This window comes from Bacillus sp. SW14 (genome assembly GCF_047608225.1).
Lineage (GTDB): Bacteria > Bacillota > Bacilli > Bacillales > Bacillaceae > Bacillus > Bacillus subtilis_G.
Window position 1 is genome coordinate 2,690,698 of sequence record NZ_JBLKRW010000001.1, and the last position, 16,677, is coordinate 2,707,374.

The window sequence follows — 16,677 nt, forward strand, 5'->3', positions numbered from 1 at the left end:
TATACACTCTTGTTTTTTATGCTTTTTCAATTTCGATAAGCAGATCTCCCGTTTGGATCGGCTCGCCATTTTTCACATGAACCTGCTTGATTGCTCCTGAGAAAGGCGCCTGAACCGTTGTTTCCATTTTCATCGCTTCATTAATCATCAAGTGATCACCTTTATTGACTTTTGCACCTGCCTCAGTCAATACCTTAATAACCGTTCCAGGCATGGAGGCTGCGATGTGGGTTGGGTTAGTCCGGTCCGCTTTCAGCTTTTCCTGAACGGAAGACTTAATGCTTTCATCTTTAATGACAACTTCACGCGGCTGCCCGTTCAGTTCGAAATAAAGGACGCGAGTGGCATCAGGCTGAGGCTCGCCGATTGAAATCAGCTTAACGATCAGCGTTTTTCCGCGCTCAATTTCCACTTCTATTTCTTCACCCAATGTCATGCCATAGAAGAATGTCGGTGTATCTAATACCGAAATGTCTCCATAGCTTTCTGCCGTTTTCACATAATCAGAGAAGACTTTAGGATAAAGGGCATACGCAATAGCATCTTGATCTGAAATCTCCAAGTTATGCTGCTCTTTAAATTCCTGTTTGATCGCTTCAAATGATACCGGCTCAAGCAGTTCTCCAGGTCTGACCGTAATTGGCTCCTGCCCTTTTAAGATCAGTTTTTGGAGTTTTTGCGGGAATCCGCCATGAGGCTGGCCGATATTTCCTTTGAATAGCTCAACAACTGAATCAGGGAAATCCAATGATTCGCCTTTTTCGTACACGTCCTTTTCAGTCAAGTTGTTTTGTACCATGTAGAGCGCCATATCTCCGACGACTTTTGAGGAAGGTGTGACCTTCACGACATCGCCGAACATATCGTTGACGCGTCTGTACATTTCTTTGACTTCATTCCAGCGGTCACCCAGGCCTACTCCCTTCGCCTGCTGCTGCAGGTTGCTGTATTGGCCTCCAGGCATTTCGTGTTCATATATTTCAGTATGCGGTGACTTCATTCCGCTTTCAAATTCGCTATAGTATTTACGCACTGACTCCCAATATTGGGACAGCATTTCAACACCTTGGACATTCATTTCCGGGCGGCGGGCGTTGCCTTCCATCGCATGATAAAATCCACTCGCACTAGGCTGAGACGTTAACCCTGCCATTGCGCTGACCGCCACGTCTACGATATCAACGCCTGCTTCAACAGCTTTTGCATACATATAAATGCCGTTTCCGCTCGTATCATGCGTATGCAGGTGAACCGGAATGTCGATCGTCTCTTTCAATGCAGAAACGAGTTCATATGCAGCCTGCGGTTTTAACAGCCCTGCCATATCTTTAATTCCGAGAATATGGGCTCCGGCAGCCTCAAGCTCCTTCGCCATCGACGTATAATAAGCAAGATCATATTTGGTGCGATTCTTGTCAAGGATATCACCTGTGTAACAAATCGCAGCTTCTGCCACTTTGCCGGTATCCCGAACAGCATCAATGGCTAATGTCATCCCTTTTACCCAGTTTAAGCTGTCGAATATACGGAACACGTCAATACCGGATTGAGCGGATTGTTTCACAAATTCTTTAATCACATTGTCCGGATAATTCGTATAGCCGACTGCGTTTGATGAACGAAGCAGCATCTGGAATAAGGTATTCGGCACTTCCTTTCGAAGGTCCTCCAAACGCTTCCATGGATCTTCTTTCAGGAATCGGTAGGCTACATCGAAGGTCGCGCCTCCCCACATTTCCATGCTGAATAGCTCAGGCCATAAAGCAGCCGTCGGATTCGCGATTTTTTTCAAATCATGTGATCTGAATCTCGTTGCCAATAAGGATTGGTGTGCATCCCTGAATGTTGTATCAGTTAAAAGGACAGATTTCTGTTCCTTCACCCATTTCGCAAGACCTTCAGCGCCTTTTTCATCAAGGATTTGCTTTGTTCCTCTGGCAGGCTCCTGATCAACGTCCGCTTTTACGTGTATCGGCTTGTCAAACGCCGGTTTTTCTTTTTTCCCGATTCCAGGGAACCCGTTCACTGTCACATTGCCGATGTACGTGAGCATTTTCGTGCCGCGGTCTTTCTGTTTAGGGAAAATAAACAGCTCAGGTGTTGTATCAATGAAGGAAGTATCATATTGTCCTGTCAGGAATTTATCATGTTTTGCAACGTTCTCAAGGAACGGAATATTTGTTTTAATGCCCCTGATTCTAAACTCCTGAAGGTTTCGGACCATTTTGGCCGCCGCCTGTTCAAATGTTAAAGCCCAAGTTGAAAGCTTAACGAGAAGTGAATCGTAATACGGGGTAATTACGGCGCCTTGGAAGCTGTTTCCGGTGTCTAGCCGGACACCAAAGCCGCCGCCAGAGCGGTAAGCCATAATTTTTCCTGTATCGGGCATGAAATCATTCTGCGGATCTTCAGTCGTTACCCGTGACTGAATTGCATAACCGATTGTAGAAATGTCCTTTTGCTGTGGAATATTTACTTTTTTGCTGTGAAGACTGTGCCCCTGGGCAACAAGGATCTGTGTTTGGACAATATCGACACCGGTAATCATTTCTGTAATTGTATGTTCAACTTGAACGCGCGGGTTTACTTCAATGAAATAGAACTCGTTGTTCGCGACAAGGAACTCAACCGTGCCGGCGTTTATATAATCCACATTTTTGGCAAGCGCAACTGCCGCTTCGCAAATTTGATCTCTCAATTCAGGTGACAGCGAGACACTCGGCGCTACTTCGATTACTTTTTGATGGCGTCTTTGAACAGAACAATCCCTTTCAAAAAGATGAACCACGTTGCCCTGCTTGTCTCCAATGACTTGAACTTCAATGTGCTTAGGGTTTTCAATCAGTTTCTCTACATATACTTCGTCATTGCCAAAGGCTGCTTTTGCCTCTGATTTTGCACGATCATATGCTTCTTTTACTTCACTTTCACTTCTGACAATTCTCATGCCGCGTCCGCCGCCGCCAAGAGAAGCTTTAATAATCATCGGATAACCGTGCGTTTGTCCGAATTGTTCGACGGCTTCAAGCGTTTCTGCAGGACCATCGCTTCCCGGGATTACAGGAATTCCGGCTTTTTCTGCCTGTTCACGCGCTTTCACCTTATCACCAAACATATTTAAATGTTCAGAAGTAGGACCGATGAACACAATGCCTTCTTCTTCACAGCGTTTGGCGAAATGTATATTCTCAGATAAGAAACCGTATCCCGGATGGATTGCATCCACTTTGTTTCTTTTCGCAATATCAATGATACCCTCAATATCCAGGTAAGCATCAATCGGTTTTTTTCCTTCGCCAACCAGGTACGCTTCATCTGCTTTATAACGATGATAGGAACCGGAATCTTCTTTTGAATAGACCGCAACTGTACGAATATTTAATTCTGTACAAGCACGGAATATACGGATTGCAATTTCTCCCCTGTTTGCTACTAACACTTTTTGTATAGATTGCTGTGACAAACTTTTTCCCCCTTACCCGAAATGGAATATAATCTATCATAAAGGAATATCCTTCCCATGTACACACTTGTTTTTTACAGATAAACAGTTTTTTCAAGCTGTTTCTTCTTCATTCCCTTTGACGCCACGGGCTCTTTCTTTTTCTTATTCTCTGAATATTTCACAAACATACTGATATTGGCTAATATTCCCATACTCGCCAGCAGCAGCACTAAAGAAGACCCCCCGTAGCTGATAAACGGCAGCGTAACTCCTGTAATGGGAATTAATCCGCTGACACCGCCAAGGTTAACAAACGATTGGATGGCGATCATGCTTGAAATACCGATCGCTAGAAGACTTCCAAACGGGTCCTCGCATTTTCTGGCTATATAAAAGCCTTTTATGACGATAAACCCCAATAGAATAATCACAAACAATACCCCAAAAATACCAAGTTCTTCGGCAATGACAGCCATAATAAAGTCAGTATGCGATTCAGGAAGATAACCGTATTTTTGAATACTTTCACCTAGTCCCATACCGAAAATACCGCCTGATCCGATCGCATAATAGGAATTAATCACTTGCAGGCCAGATGAATCCGCATATTTAAACGGATCTTCAAGGCTCTCAAAACGATCTAAACGCTTTTCTGACAGGATTTTATCCTTGTTTAAATAAATAATCGGACTGACCAAGAGCAGAACAATTCCCCCCAGTAAAACAAGCCTTGCCAGAGTCTTCCCGCTGAAACCGGAACACAAAATCATGCAAGCCGCAATTAATCCGATAATCGCCGCAGTTCCGAAGTCAGGCTGCATAGCGATCAAACCGCAAAGAATGATTGTCATCACCACCGGAGGCGCAACTCCCGTTAACAGATGATCAATATAGCTTTGTTTTTTGGCGTATACGGCTGCAAGGTACAATATGACCACTAGCTTGACAAATTCGCCCGGCTGCATGCTCAGTCCGCCAATTTTAAACCAGCTTTGCGCGTTTCCGGCAACATGTCCGAATACGAACAGCGAAATGAGCGCAAAAACAGAAACAAGCAGCATTCCCTTCTGAAACTTTTGGTGAGCCAGTGCTTTGTAAGGAAACAAAGCCATGAGAATAAAAAGAGCGCCACCCGCAAATAAAGCAAACAGCTGCCTCATGAAGAAAAAATTACTGCTTACGTTAAAACGAGAAACAGCCGTAATCATACTTGAACTGTATACCATCACTAAACCGAATCCGCATAATAAAACAATTGCAAATATCAGTGAGTAATCATAAGATTTCAGCATTTTTTTTAACATAACATCCTCTTCCCTGCTTCCAACTTCCATTATCTATGGTTTTTATGTATTGATCTTTTTTATTTTACTACAATTTATCAAACGAGATGAAGAATCTCTATACGATTCGGAAGGAATGTGTAAAAAAAGACCGTCTCCGAGAAGGTAGGAGAAAATGTGCGGTTATAAAAAAACCCAAACTGTTAACAAGTTTGAGTTTTATCATTTATTTACCTGTAAACGCGTCATGCAAAGCAGACAATTCGCGCTCCAATGTGTATAAAAGGTCTTTACCGTCTTTTTCATCAACCAATCCCAGGCGGACAGCAAAATCGATTTCCCTCGAAAGCCCGAACATTTGAGTATCTAATACCTCTTCATATAGAGGACATTGAGGCATCGTTAAGTTATCCATTTGTACTCGGATCAGCTTCAAAATCTTCTCAGCGTCAACTTTTAAGAGCTCAAAAGCTTTTTGCCGATGGTCAACTATCATCTCTGAAGCCAAAAGTATCCCTCCGTTCCCAAGGCGAGTACCTAATTCTTCTATTTATCATAAAGGGTATCAGCAGAAAATGCAAGAGGATTTAAGCAGATGACATAAATTAAAAAATACTCAGTTTGTACATTTCAGACATGATTTCCAAAAGCTTCACACCCGCAATGCTGTTCCCTTTTTCGTCCAATGCCGGGCCAAAAATACCAATCCCGAAATCGTATGGCGAAATGCCCATAATCCCTCCGGATACGCCGCTTTTCGCAGGAATTCCGACCTTAATTGCAAATTCGCCGCTTGCATTGTACATTCCGCACGTCACCATAAATGTTTTGCAAATTCTCGCAACATCTTTTGAGATAACTTGCTCCCCAGTCTCGGGGTGTCTGCCGTTCAGCGCAAATACAGATCCGATTTTCGCCAAGTCCAGACTGTTCATTTCAATCGCACATTGTTTCGTGTATAAATCCATTACCGCTTCTACATCATCTTCAAAAATCCTGTACTGTTTCATATAATAACACATTGCCCGATTAATCATCGACGTGCTGTATTCGGATTCAGCAACTTCCCGGCAGTATGTAATCTGTTGGTTGTTTGTCAGCTTTCTGATAAAAGAAAGTAAATAATCAAGTCTCTCTTTTACCGTTTTCCCTTTAATCAAGCTGGTCACTACCAATGCACCGGCATTGATCATAGGGTTTAACGGCTTGCTCGGATTCACTGTTTCAAGCTTGATAATAGAATTAAACGGATCACCAGTCGGCTCCTGTCCGACATAGCTGAAGACCTTCTCCTTACCGTATTCCATTAATACCAAAGCAAGCGAGAGCACTTTCGATATACTTTGAAGCGTAAATGTTTTTTCCACGTCACCCGCTGACAGACAAGTAGTATTGGAATAATAAATCGCCACTGACAGATCGTGTTGATCAGCTTTTGCCAGGGCAGGAATATAACTGGCTACCTCCCCCTTGTCCGTCATCTTTTTCGCTTCGTTCACTAAGGTTTCAAGCTCGTCATTATGCCGGCATACCATGCAACCACCCTCGCTCCCTGAGCATTTCAATACACATAATTTGTACACAAAGTGACAATTCATGCGAAAACTTTTATAATTTTGGGAGAAGGGGGTCATAACCATGAGTGTTATACAAGTAAAAGGCAATGTTACATATCCGATCACCATCGATCCGAGCGTATGGATTTTTGATGATCGCAAATTTTCGTTTGAACGCAAAGGGGACAGTCAAGACATACATTTACAATCAGTCGGGGATGAATCCGCTCTTGACCCTGAACGCGTGATCAGAGAGGGCCAGATTGCACCGCCGACATTAAAGACGGAAAAACAATACGAGAAGCAAAAACTGATGAACGGCAGTTTTGCCATGAAACTTGGGACTGTCCTGAAAAATGCTGAGCCTCTCAGCTCCGCGACACAATGCGTATTTGTCACAAGTTCGAAAAAGACCGCCGTTCCTCTGGAAACCGCACTGAACAGTATTGTCCATTTCAGTGAGGCAGGCAAGCCAATCCAAGAAGGCGGCCCCGTTCATATTTATTTTGAAGATCCAGTTGATCACGATCAGCCGATCACCGATATAAAAGAAATTGAAATCATATAAGCTTACAGCAAGTCAGCGGCAAGCTGGGCGAGACCCGATCTTTCACCTTTTAACAGCTTCACGCTGCCTGAGATGGGTTGTCCTTTAAATCGTTCAACCACGTAGGCTAAACCATTGTTCAGACTGTCTAAATATGGGTGATCAATTTGTTCTGGATCGCCCATTAAGACAATTTTACTGCCCTCACCGACTCTCGTCAGCAGCGTTTTCACCTCATGCCTGGTCAAATTTTGGGCCTCATCAATAATAATAAATTGATCCGGAATGCTTCTCCCCCTGATATAAGTCAGCGCTTCCACCTGAATTGAGCCAATACCCGCCAGAATGGCCTCAAGCTCCCCCGGTTTTTTCGCATTAAACAGAAACTCTAAGTTGTCAAAAATCGGCTGCATCCAAGGCTTTAGCTTTTCCTCTTTTTCGCCGGGCAAATATCCAATATCCTTGCCAACAGGAACAATCGGCCTTGCGACGATCAATTTTTTATATATTCCCAAGTCTTCTGTCTGTAATAGCCCCGCCGCCAATGCTAAAAGCGTTTTCCCGGTTCCTGCTTTTCCGATTAGGGTGACGAGCGGAATATCTTCACGCAGCAAAAGCTCTAATGCCATTGTCTGCTGTACATTTTTTGGCCTGATTCCCCATACATGTTCATCATCAAAAACAAGCCTTTTTAAGACCGTGCCTGTTTTATCCGCCATTCCGACGGCTGAAGAGGACCCTCCCAGCTCATCTTTCATTAATGCGAATTGATTCGGATAAAATGTGTGCTGTTTCATTTCATTTACTGTAATTTGATTTTTCCCATAAAAAGAGCTGAACAGCTGCTGGCTGATATATAAATCCTTATAGCCGTTGTACATTTCATCATTGTCCACAACCCGGTCATTTAAGAAATCTTCAGCATGCAGTCCGATCGCGTCCGCTTTCACTCTGACCAATACATCCTTGCTGACGAGGATAACCGGCCTGCCCTCTTCCTTCGTTTCTTCCTCGAGGCTTAAATTTTTCGCAACAGCCAATATACGATTATCGTTCGTTTTTTCAATAAAGATCTCTTGGAGCTGGTGAAACGAACGATGATTCAGTTCAATTCTCAGTGTACCGCCGGTGTCGAGCGGGACCTGCTCATGCAGCCTTCCCTTTTGCCTTAAAGCATCGATCAGCTTAGATACGTGCCTTGCATTCCTCCCAACTTCGTCCATATACCTTTTTTTCGAATCAACTTCTTCTAATACAACAGCAGGGATGACAACCTCATTTTCTTCAAAAGAAAATATCGCGTTAGGATCCTGTAATAACACATTCGTATCTAACACATAAATTTTACTCAAGTCTCAGCCTCCTGATATAAAGGTCAAAGTTCTTCCTGCTTCTCTTACGATAAAAAAGGTGAATGCCTGCTAAAATATATGTTTTTGTGAATAAAGATAGAAGGTTAATTCAACAATAAAATTAATGAATGCATTTCAAGGAGGGAACCCGCAAGTGCGAATTCTTTTCATTATGATACAGCTGACGCTTATCCTGTCCGCATGTGCCTACCAACAAGGAAACCAAGATCAGAATGTTGAAAAAGAATCAACAAGGCAGCAGGAAACCAAACCGATTCACGTAAAGGACACAACTCAGGAGACAAAAGACAATGGGACAAGAGCGGATATTGCGAAGCATCTTGTCAGCGTTGCTGAAAAAATCCCTGATGTTAAGGATGCAACAGCCGTTGTGCTGGGAGGTTATGCCGTTGTAGGAATTGATGTCGATGATAATTTGGACAGAAGCAAAGTGGAAACCATTAAATATTCTGTAGCACAGGCTCTGAAAGATGATCGACACGGTGCCAACGCAGTTGTCATTGCTGACCCGGATACGGTCAGCCGCCTGAATGAAATGAGCAGAGAAATCAGTGAAGGCCGGCCGGTGACAGGCATATTAGATGAATTGGCTGCAATTGTCGGCCGAGTGCTTCCGGAAGTGCCTAACGATGTGATTGACGATGAAGATGAGCCGCAAACAAAGCAGCAAAATGACCAATTAAACAAAAAGCAGCAGCAGGAATTGGAACAGGAGCAAAACGATCAATCTGATCATCATATGAAAAAATAATAATCATGAAAAAGCTATAGCCTTGCGCTTTAGCTTTTTCTTATTTTGGACAGCTTCTGATCCGTGCTATAATACATGTTAGTGAAAGAGGTGATATGATGAGGGTCCAATGTTCTATTTGCGATAAAATTGAAACAATTGATGATGATACCCTGATCGCGAAACGGCTTCGAAACCGCCCGATCCATACATATATGTGCCAGGAATGCCACGATCGGATTACCCAAAAAACAAAAGAACGGCTGAAAACGGGAAAATTCTCTTTTCACCCGGGACAGCAGAAGAAAGATAAAGTCAAAAAATAAAAAGCGGCAGCTTTACCATACAGAACAAAAAGACTCAGCTTCTCAGCTGAGTCTTTTTATGATTTTGCAGACTGTCCTTTTTTCGACTGATACAGCCGAATTTTGTAAATGATTAAAATCAGCGCAGCGACGACCAATCCCTCTGCCACAGGCAAAAACACTCCTAAAAAGGTTAAAACAGTGCAGCCCAAAGCCAGAAATACATACACCACTGCTGATTTTAATACCGGAAGCCGTTTAGCAAATCCAAGCTTAAATACAATAACGGCCAACACAAAAATCGTGCCGTACAGCAGCCACATGCCTGCCGCAGGCTGCCGGTCTACTTGATATAGAGCGGCGAAGAACGACAGGCGTTCGCTTACGTCATTCAAAAAGATTCCCTCCCCTGTAAACGTACGGGTTCTATCTTTTCAAATTCTGCAAGAGATTAAGACAATCCTGCTGTTTTTTTCTTTTTAGCCGCTTTTTCACGTTCGTTTTTATTGAGGATTTTCTTTCTTAAACGGATGGATTCAGGCGTTACTTCACAGTATTCATCTTCGTTTAAGTACTCTAGAGACTCCTCAAGAGACATGATGCGCGCTTTTTTAATTGTAGTTGTCTGATCCTTTGTCGCAGAGCGGACGTTCGTCTGCTGTTTCATTTTGCTGACGTTAACAACAAGGTCGTTGTCACGGTTATGCTCTCCAACAATCATTCCTTCGTATACTTCAGTACCTGGCTCAACGAAGATGACACCGCGGTCTTCAATTCCTTGAATACCATAAGATGTCGCTTTTCCGTTTTCCATTGACACAAGTACACCTTGACGGCGGCCGCCGACTTGGCCCGCCTGCATCGGCTGGTAACTGTCAAACGTATGGTTAAGAATACCAAAGCCGCGTGTTAATGATAAGAACTCTGTGGAGTACCCGATCAGTCCGCGGGAAGGAACTGTAAAGATGAGACGGACTTGGCCGTTACCATTGTTGATCATGTCAATCATTTCGCCTTTGCGGGCACCCATTGATTCCATGACAGAGCCTGTATGCTCTTCCGGAACATCGATTTGCACGCGCTCAACAGGCTCACAGCGTACGCCGTCGATTTCTTTGATGATAACTTCAGGTTTTGAAACTTGAAGTTCATAGCCTTCACGACGCATATTTTCAATCAGTATTGACAAGTGAAGCTCACCGCGTCCGGAAACAACCCAAGCATCAGGAGAAGCTGTCGGCTCAACACGCAAGCTCACATCCGTCTGAAGCTGCGAATGAAGACGCTCTTCAATTTTACGGGCTGTTACATATTTACCTTCACGGCCTGCAAACGGACTGTTATTCACGACAAATGTCATTTGAAGTGTCGGTTCATCAATGCGAAGCACTGGAAGCGGATCTTGATGGTCTACAGGGCAGACCGTTTCACCTACGTTAATATCTTCCATGCCGGAAACCGCAACGAGGTCTCCCGCTTTTGCTTCTTCAATTTCCACCCGCTTTAAGCCTTGGAAACCGAAAATCTTTGTAACACGGAATGACTTAGCCGTTCCGTCAAGCTTCATAAGAGAAACCTGCTGACCGACTTTCATCGTGCCGCGGAATACGCGTCCGATTCCGATACGGCCTACATAATCATTGTAGTCAAGAAGGGCAACTTGGAACTGAAGCGGCTCCTCTGCATTTTCAACAGGTGCCGGAACATGCTTAATAATGGTTTCATATAAAGATTCCATGTTTTCATCCTGCTGTTTCGGATCAAGACTCGCTGTACCATTAATCGCTGAAGCATATACCACTGGGAATTCAAGCTGCTGTTCATTGGCATCAAGCTCAATGAACAGATCAAGAACCTCATCGATTACTTCCTCAGGACGAGCAAAGTCACGGTCAATTTTGTTGACAACAACAACCGGGTTCAGGTTTTGCTCAAGGGCTTTTTTCAGAACAAAACGAGTTTGAGGCATACAGCCTTCATATGCGTCAACGACAAGCAGTACGCCGTCAACCATTTTCATAATCCGTTCTACCTCTCCCCCAAAGTCTGCGTGTCCAGGGGTATCCAAAATATTGATGCGTGTATCTTTATAGTTAATCGCTGTATTTTTCGCCAAAATTGTAATGCCGCGTTCGCGTTCAAGATCATTAGAGTCCATTGCGCGTTCAGCAACCTGTTCGTTGGCACGGAACGTACCAGCTTGATGTAAAAGCTGATCAACTAGAGTCGTTTTTCCATGGTCAACGTGGGCAATAATCGCGATGTTGCGAAGATCGTTTCGAAGTTTCACTTTTTCATCTCCTAAAAAAATTAGATAACTTTCATATTATACCACACTTCCTCTTTAAAAGCGTCACGTTTTTCAGTAAACTTACTATAAGACGTAAAAGGGGATGGAAAATATGAAAAAAAAGAATTGGCTTTTCCTATTATTTGCATTTGCAGCAGTTTTCAGCATTATGCTGATCGGCGTCTTTATCGCTGAAAAAAGCGCCATAGGCATTGCAGGGAGCATTGTACTTGTTTGCGCCGTTATGGGCGGCGGATTTACATTAAAAAAGAAAATGCGCGAGCAGGGCTTGCTTGATTAAAAGCATTGCCCCGCAGGAGATATTATAATCAAAAAACACCGCAAAGAAAGCAGTGTTTCAAATTGTTGACAAAATGCTAAAATGGTTTTCATTTTAGCATTTTGTATCTTTTCAGTGTGATTGAAATCCCTTGAAGTCTAGGAAGGGCGTGCACCGGAGCACAGCGAATGTTCGAATTCGTGAGCACCGGCGCGCAGCCTTGACAACGAATGCGAGAGTTTGTCGACATGCTGAAACACCGCAAAAAAGCGGTTTTTTTCATTTTATTAAGCCTTATCTCCCCTGTTTCTTAGTCTGGAAGATGTAAAACAGCATTCATACATAGACAAACGTTCTCATGATGACACATGTGACCGGCAAAAAATAGTCCGGCAACATATACATAAAAGACCATAGAGCCTATTTCTCTTCCTCCAATCTCTCCCTATAATGGGATTCGTAGCACAATTCATAAAAGGGAGAGAAGAAACATGAAGAAAACATTTGTAAAAAAAGCTATGCTAACAACTGCCGCAATGACCTCAGCTGCTCTATTAACGTTCGGCCCTGATGCAGCCAGCGCAAAAACATTGGTTGATAACACAGCTGGCCATGTTCAGCATCAGACAATCACTAACGAAGATCTCAATACATTCATTGATATATTAAATGAATGTATATATGAACAAGACGGTGTGTATTATTTTGACAGTGAAAAAGCTGTCGAGTTAGGAATGACAAAAGAAGAGGCTCAAGTAATCGCAACATTATGGGAGTCGACTTCAGAATTTTTCAATGTTGTTTCACAATGTGTGTATGCTGAAGATGGAAATTACAAATTTGATACAGAAAAAGCAATTGAACTTGGCTTCACAGATAAAGAAGCACTCGCACTTGAACAATTTTTCTCCGCTGTTTCCTTAAAGATTCACATTCTTCAAGCAGCAATTGTATTACAAGACGGTGTGTACAGCTATGATAAAGATGCAGCCGTACAAGCAGGGGCGACACCTTCGCAAGCTGATGTTTACGGCAAACTCTTCAGTGCTCTGCCACAAGAACAGCTTGCCGCAATTTACGATATGATCCATCCTGAAGCTTAATCTAAAAAAGCGCTTGCCGGAATCGGACAAGCGCCTTTCTTTATATGAGCAGTTTGACGATCAGCATCACGGCTACCGCCGCTCCGAACCAGCAGGCAGCTTTAACGATCAGCAAACCATAGTACCTCTGTTTAAACCGCATTTCTTCTTCCGGCAGAAAAGCCTCCTCAACGGCCTGTCCGCCTTCAATAAGAAACAAATATTTCTTTTCTTCCCCATAACTCTTGCAATGAGCCATCACATGACACTTGACTCATCTGGATATTATTCAGCAAAAATAAACACAGGACATTTCTATCAATTTTGTCTAGTTATGTTAGTTTTTGTTGAGTATTCCAAAATGCTAGTTTAATATAACGATATAAAGATTTTTCAGTATTTTCAAAAAAGGGGGATTTATTGTGGGTTTAGGTAAGAAATTGTCTGTTGCTGTCGCTGCTTCGTTTATGAGTTTGTCAATCAGCCTTCCTGGTGTTCAGGCTGCTGAAAACCATCAGCTTAAAGAGAATCAAACTAACTTCCTCTCCAAAAACGCAATAGCTCAATCAGAGCTCTCTGCACCAAATGACAAGGCTGTCAAACAGTTTTTGAAAAAGAACAGCAACATTTTTAAAGGTGACCCCGCCAAAAGGCTGAAGCTTGTCGAAAGTACTACTGATGCCCTTGGGTACAAGCACTTTCGATATGCGCCTGTAGTTAACGGAGTGCCTATTAAAGATTCACAGGTGATCGTTCACGTCGATAAATCCGATAATGTCTATGCGGTCAATGGCGAATTACACAATCAATCTGCTGCAAAAACAGAAAACAGCCAAAAAGTCTCTTCTGAAAAAGCACTGGCACTCGCTTTCAAAGCCATCAGCAAATCACCAGACGCTGTTTCTAACGGAACAGCCAAAAATAGTAACAAAGCCGAGTTAAAAGCGATAGAAACAAAGGATGGCAGCTATCGTCTTGCTTACGACGTGACGATTCGCTATATCGAGCCTGAACCTGCAAACTGGGAAGTCTTAATAGATGCCGAAACAGGCAGCATATTAAAACAGCAAAATAAAGTGGAACATGCTGCTGCCACTGGAAGCGGAACAACTCTAAAGGGCGCAACTGTTCCTTTGAACATCTCTTATGAAAGCGGAAAATACGTTCTAAGAGATCTTTCAAAACCAACAGGCACACAAATCATCACATATGACTTACAAAACAGACAAAGCCGCCTTCCAGGTACGCTTGTCTCAAGCACAACTAAAACGTTTACATCTTCATCACAACGGGCAGCCGTTGACGCCCACTATAACCTCGGTAAAGTGTACGATTATTTTTATTCAAACTTTAAACGAAACAGCTATGATAACAAAGGCAGTAAAATCGTTTCTTCCGTTCACTACGGCACTCGGTATAACAATGCTGCATGGACAGGCGATCAAATGATTTACGGTGACGGCGACGGATCATTCTTCTCTCCGCTTTCCGGCTCATTAGATGTGACAGCACATGAAATGACACATGGCGTCACTCAAGAAACGGCCAACTTGATTTATGAAAATCAGCCGGGGGCATTAAACGAATCATTCTCTGACGTATTCGGTTATTTTACAGATACAGAAGACTGGGACATTGGTGAAGACATTACAGTCAGCCAGCCTGCTCTCCGCAGCCTGTCCAATCCGACAAAATACGATCAGCCTGACAATTACGCCGATTACCAAAACCTTCCGAACACAGATGAAGGCGATTATGGCGGCGTACACACAAACAGCGGAATTCCAAATAAAGCCGCTTACAATACCATTACAAAACTAGGTGTATCTAAATCACAGCAGATCTATTACCGTGCGTTAACAACGTATCTTACACCTTCTTCCACGTTCAAAGATGCCAAAGCAGCGCTCATTCAGTCTGCCCGTGATCTTTACGGCTCAACTGATGCCGCAAAAGTTGAAGCAGCCTGGAATGCTGTTGGATTGTAATGTTAGGAAAAGCCTGAGATCTGAGATCCCTCAGGCTTTTTTTGTTACATGTATTCATTTCTCTCTTCAGCATGAAAGAACGATGTTAAAAAATCAGAAACCGCTTCTGATTTGCAAAAAAAGAGGGGGTACAGCCGCAAGTGTGCAGCACAGGGAAAGCGGCAGTCGATCTTCCCTGATTCAACGCACAAAATTGATAGAGAAATTCTTCTAGCGACACTTGTTATGTGAAGGATTGCGCTTCTAGAAAAGAGCAAAAACATTGACAAAAATTTTATTTATGCTATAATTTACTATTAATATATTTGTATGTATAATAAGATTCTCCTGGCCAGGGGAATCTTATTTTTTTATGGAGGATCATTTCATGAGGAAAAATCAGTCCAGCTTAACGTCTTTGATTTCAGCTTTTGCCCGTGCGTATCACAGCCGATATGACACACCTCTCATTTTTGATGATTTTATTGCAAAAGATCTTATTAACGAAAAAGAGTTTTCCGACATCAGCGAGAATATGATTCAAGGAATCACGTTTTTCAACAAAGAGATTGCTGAACGCCTGCAAAATGATCCCGAAGAAATATTAAAATGGGTTACGCAAGTCCAGCTGTCACCCACGCCCTTAGCACGTGCTTCGTATTGCGAAAAAGTTTTACACAACGAATTAATGCTTGGAGCAAAACAGTATGTCATTCTTGGGGCCGGGCTGGATACTTTCTGTTTTCGGCATCCTGAATTGGAAAACAGCTTAAAAGTTTTCGAGGTTGATCATCCGGCTACACAGCAATTCAAAAAAAATAAGCTGAAAGATGCAAAGCTGACCATCCCGGAGCACCTTCACTTTGTTCCTATGGATTTTACCAAAACGTTTTCCTATCAGCCTCTTATAGATGAAGGATTTGAAAACACAAAAACATTCTTCAGCCTTCTGGGAGTGTCTTATTATTTAACACGAGAAGAAAATGCAAGCTTGATCAGCCATTTATTTTCTCATGTCCCCTCAGGGAGTTCTATCGTTTTTGATTATGCCGACGAAACACTCTTTACTGCAAAAGGAACATCAAATCGAGTTGAACATATGGTGAAAATGGCTGCCGCAAGCGGCGAACCGATGAAATCTTGTTTTACTTATCAAGAAATTGAACATCTGTTAGAGTCAGCAGGTTTACTCATCTATGAACATCTATCACCCGACGACATTCATAACCTTTTCTTTGGCAATCGAATAGACGATTTGTCAGCGTTTGAAACGATTCATTATATTCATGCGGTTAAAAAATAATGTTTCTTTTACCACAGATTGGCCTCTCATTTTTGGGAGGCTTTTTATGGTTAACAGCTTACAAAAAATAAGCTGCCGTTATCATACGGCAGCTTCCGCTAAAGGCTTCACCAGGATCATAAATGGTTTGCCTCTATCATCTTTCTCCATTTTCAGCTGTTCAAACCCGCATTGGCTCAAAAACAATATCCATTCACTACGGTCAATAGGAACTGCCGCAAACATCGCTTTATGTTTGGCTCTGAGCGATTTGCTGATCCGTTCAATGATCATCCTCGCATGCCCCTTTTTTTCTTCATCCGGGTCTACAAGCACCGTTCCCAGCCACGGCTTTCCGTTGGAAGGGGCCCATTCGAGATGATAGCTGAGGGCAACAGGCCGACCGTCTTTTTCCCATACAAGCCAGGATCCGTTGTACATGGAGTAGGAGATCATATAGCTTTCAGCATCTTTCTCCCCAAATTCCTCCTCTTTCCATACTGGATGAGCCTCCGCGAGCGTTTCTAACAAGCTGAG

The 16,677-nt window shown here is 42.9% G+C and carries 15 protein-coding genes and 1 pseudogene; 7 read left to right on the forward strand and 9 right to left on the reverse strand.

Features of this window, described 5'->3' with window-relative positions; all coding sequences use genetic code 11:
• Window positions 1-16: 16 nt before the first annotated feature.
• From pyc to glsA, 4 genes are all read right to left on the reverse strand, one after another.
• Window positions 17-3,463 (reverse strand): pyruvate carboxylase, encoded by a 3,447-nt coding sequence (pyc, locus tag ACMX2I_RS13810; protein WP_414957232.1) that lies wholly within the window; start codon window positions 3,461-3,463, stop codon window positions 17-19.
• A gap of 74 nt (window positions 3,464-3,537) precedes the next feature.
• The gene (locus ACMX2I_RS13815; protein ID WP_414957233.1) at window positions 3,538-4,749 is read right to left on the reverse strand and encodes an FtsW/RodA/SpoVE family cell cycle protein; all 1,212 of its coding nucleotides are present in this window, start codon (window positions 4,747-4,749) and stop codon (window positions 3,538-3,540) included.
• Between the two features lie 205 nt (window positions 4,750-4,954).
• Window positions 4,955-5,236: a YlaN family protein gene (locus tag ACMX2I_RS13820; protein WP_003221339.1), complete on the reverse strand. Its 282-nt coding sequence runs from the start codon at window positions 5,234-5,236 to the stop codon at window positions 4,955-4,957.
• Window positions 5,237-5,333: 97 nt separating this feature from the next.
• Window positions 5,334-6,263, reverse strand: a complete 930-nt coding sequence (glsA, locus tag ACMX2I_RS13825; RefSeq protein ID WP_087992175.1) for a glutaminase A — start codon at window positions 6,261-6,263, stop codon at window positions 5,334-5,336.
• Between the two features lie 103 nt (window positions 6,264-6,366).
• Between glsA and ACMX2I_RS13830 the strand changes: the two genes are divergently transcribed.
• Window positions 6,367-6,852: a peptidyl-prolyl cis-trans isomerase gene (locus ACMX2I_RS13830; protein ID WP_414957234.1), complete on the forward strand. Its 486-nt coding sequence runs from the start codon at window positions 6,367-6,369 to the stop codon at window positions 6,850-6,852.
• A 2-nt stretch (window positions 6,853-6,854) separates the two neighbouring features.
• On the opposite strand, the gene ACMX2I_RS13835 is transcribed toward ACMX2I_RS13830, so the two are convergent.
• The gene (locus ACMX2I_RS13835; RefSeq protein WP_087992177.1) at window positions 6,855-8,183 is read right to left on the reverse strand and encodes a PhoH family protein; all 1,329 of its coding nucleotides are present in this window, start codon (window positions 8,181-8,183) and stop codon (window positions 6,855-6,857) included.
• A 154-nt stretch (window positions 8,184-8,337) separates the two neighbouring features.
• Here ACMX2I_RS13835 and ACMX2I_RS13840 point away from each other — a divergent pair, with 154 nt between their 5' ends.
• Both ACMX2I_RS13840 and ACMX2I_RS13845 read left to right on the forward strand, forming a co-directional pair.
• A complete protein-coding gene (locus tag ACMX2I_RS13840; protein WP_087992178.1) occupies window positions 8,338-8,955 on the forward strand; it encodes a YhcN/YlaJ family sporulation lipoprotein in 618 nt (205 codons plus the stop codon).
• Between the two features lie 95 nt (window positions 8,956-9,050).
• A complete protein-coding gene (locus tag ACMX2I_RS13845) occupies window positions 9,051-9,260 on the forward strand; it encodes a YlaI family protein (RefSeq protein ID WP_414957235.1) in 210 nt (69 codons plus the stop codon).
• Between the two features lie 56 nt (window positions 9,261-9,316).
• On the opposite strand, the gene ACMX2I_RS13850 is transcribed toward ACMX2I_RS13845, so the two are convergent.
• Both ACMX2I_RS13850 and typA read right to left on the reverse strand, forming a co-directional pair.
• Window positions 9,317-9,634 (reverse strand): YlaH-like family protein, encoded by a 318-nt coding sequence (locus ACMX2I_RS13850; protein WP_003232274.1) that lies wholly within the window; start codon window positions 9,632-9,634, stop codon window positions 9,317-9,319.
• Between the two features lie 56 nt (window positions 9,635-9,690).
• Window positions 9,691-11,529 carry a translational GTPase TypA gene (typA, locus tag ACMX2I_RS13855; RefSeq protein WP_087992181.1) on the reverse strand — a complete coding sequence of 613 codons (1,839 nt, stop codon included), beginning with the start codon at window positions 11,527-11,529 and terminating at the stop codon, window positions 9,691-9,693.
• A 112-nt stretch (window positions 11,530-11,641) separates the two neighbouring features.
• Here typA and ACMX2I_RS13860 point away from each other — a divergent pair, with 112 nt between their 5' ends.
• Both ACMX2I_RS13860 and ACMX2I_RS13865 read left to right on the forward strand, forming a co-directional pair.
• Window positions 11,642-11,830 carry a YlaF family protein gene (locus ACMX2I_RS13860; protein ID WP_333517676.1) on the forward strand — a complete coding sequence of 63 codons (189 nt, stop codon included), beginning with the start codon at window positions 11,642-11,644 and terminating at the stop codon, window positions 11,828-11,830.
• 470 nt (window positions 11,831-12,300) lie between these two features.
• The gene (locus tag ACMX2I_RS13865) at window positions 12,301-12,912 is read left to right on the forward strand and encodes a hypothetical protein (RefSeq protein WP_414957236.1); all 612 of its coding nucleotides are present in this window, start codon (window positions 12,301-12,303) and stop codon (window positions 12,910-12,912) included.
• Window positions 12,913-12,952: 40 nt separating this feature from the next.
• On the opposite strand, the pseudogene ACMX2I_RS13870 reads toward ACMX2I_RS13865, so the two are convergent.
• A pseudogene (locus ACMX2I_RS13870) lies at window positions 12,953-13,099 on the reverse strand (anti-sigma factor); the annotation flags it as partial.
• Window positions 13,100-13,313: 214 nt separating this feature from the next.
• Between ACMX2I_RS13870 and nprE the strand changes: the two are divergent.
• Window positions 13,314-14,879, forward strand: coding sequence for a neutral metalloprotease NprE (gene nprE, locus ACMX2I_RS13875; RefSeq protein ID WP_414957237.1), 1,566 nt, complete (start codon window positions 13,314-13,316; stop codon window positions 14,877-14,879).
• A gap of 367 nt (window positions 14,880-15,246) precedes the next feature.
• Complete coding sequence (locus ACMX2I_RS13880; RefSeq protein WP_414957238.1) at window positions 15,247-16,161, forward strand: class I SAM-dependent methyltransferase; 915 nt, start codon at window positions 15,247-15,249, stop codon at window positions 16,159-16,161.
• A gap of 81 nt (window positions 16,162-16,242) precedes the next feature.
• Here the strand turns inward: ACMX2I_RS13880 and ACMX2I_RS13885 are convergent, their stop codons facing one another.
• Window positions 16,243-16,671, reverse strand: coding sequence for a GNAT family N-acetyltransferase (locus tag ACMX2I_RS13885; protein WP_087992242.1), 429 nt, complete (start codon window positions 16,669-16,671; stop codon window positions 16,243-16,245).
• Window positions 16,672-16,677: the final 6 nt, after the last annotated feature.

Excerpts from the sequence above, each read along its gene's own strand:
- ACMX2I_RS13815 (WP_414957233.1), bottom strand. The coding sequence starts at position 4,749 with ATGTTAAAAAAAATGCTGAAATCTTATGATTACTCACTGATATTTGCA.
- glsA (WP_087992175.1), bottom strand. The coding sequence starts at position 6,263 with ATGGTATGCCGGCATAATGACGAGCTTGAAACCTTAGTGAACGAAGCG.
- ACMX2I_RS13830 (WP_414957234.1), top strand. The coding sequence starts at position 6,367 with ATGAGTGTTATACAAGTAAAAGGCAATGTTACATATCCGATCACCATC.
- ACMX2I_RS13845 (WP_414957235.1), top strand. The coding sequence starts at position 9,051 with ATGATGAGGGTCCAATGTTCTATTTGCGATAAAATTGAAACAATTGAT.
- ACMX2I_RS13860 (WP_333517676.1), top strand. The coding sequence starts at position 11,642 with ATGAAAAAAAAGAATTGGCTTTTCCTATTATTTGCATTTGCAGCAGTT.
- ACMX2I_RS13865 (WP_414957236.1), top strand. The coding sequence starts at position 12,301 with ATGAAGAAAACATTTGTAAAAAAAGCTATGCTAACAACTGCCGCAATG.
- ACMX2I_RS13880 (WP_414957238.1), top strand. The coding sequence starts at position 15,247 with ATGAGGAAAAATCAGTCCAGCTTAACGTCTTTGATTTCAGCTTTTGCC.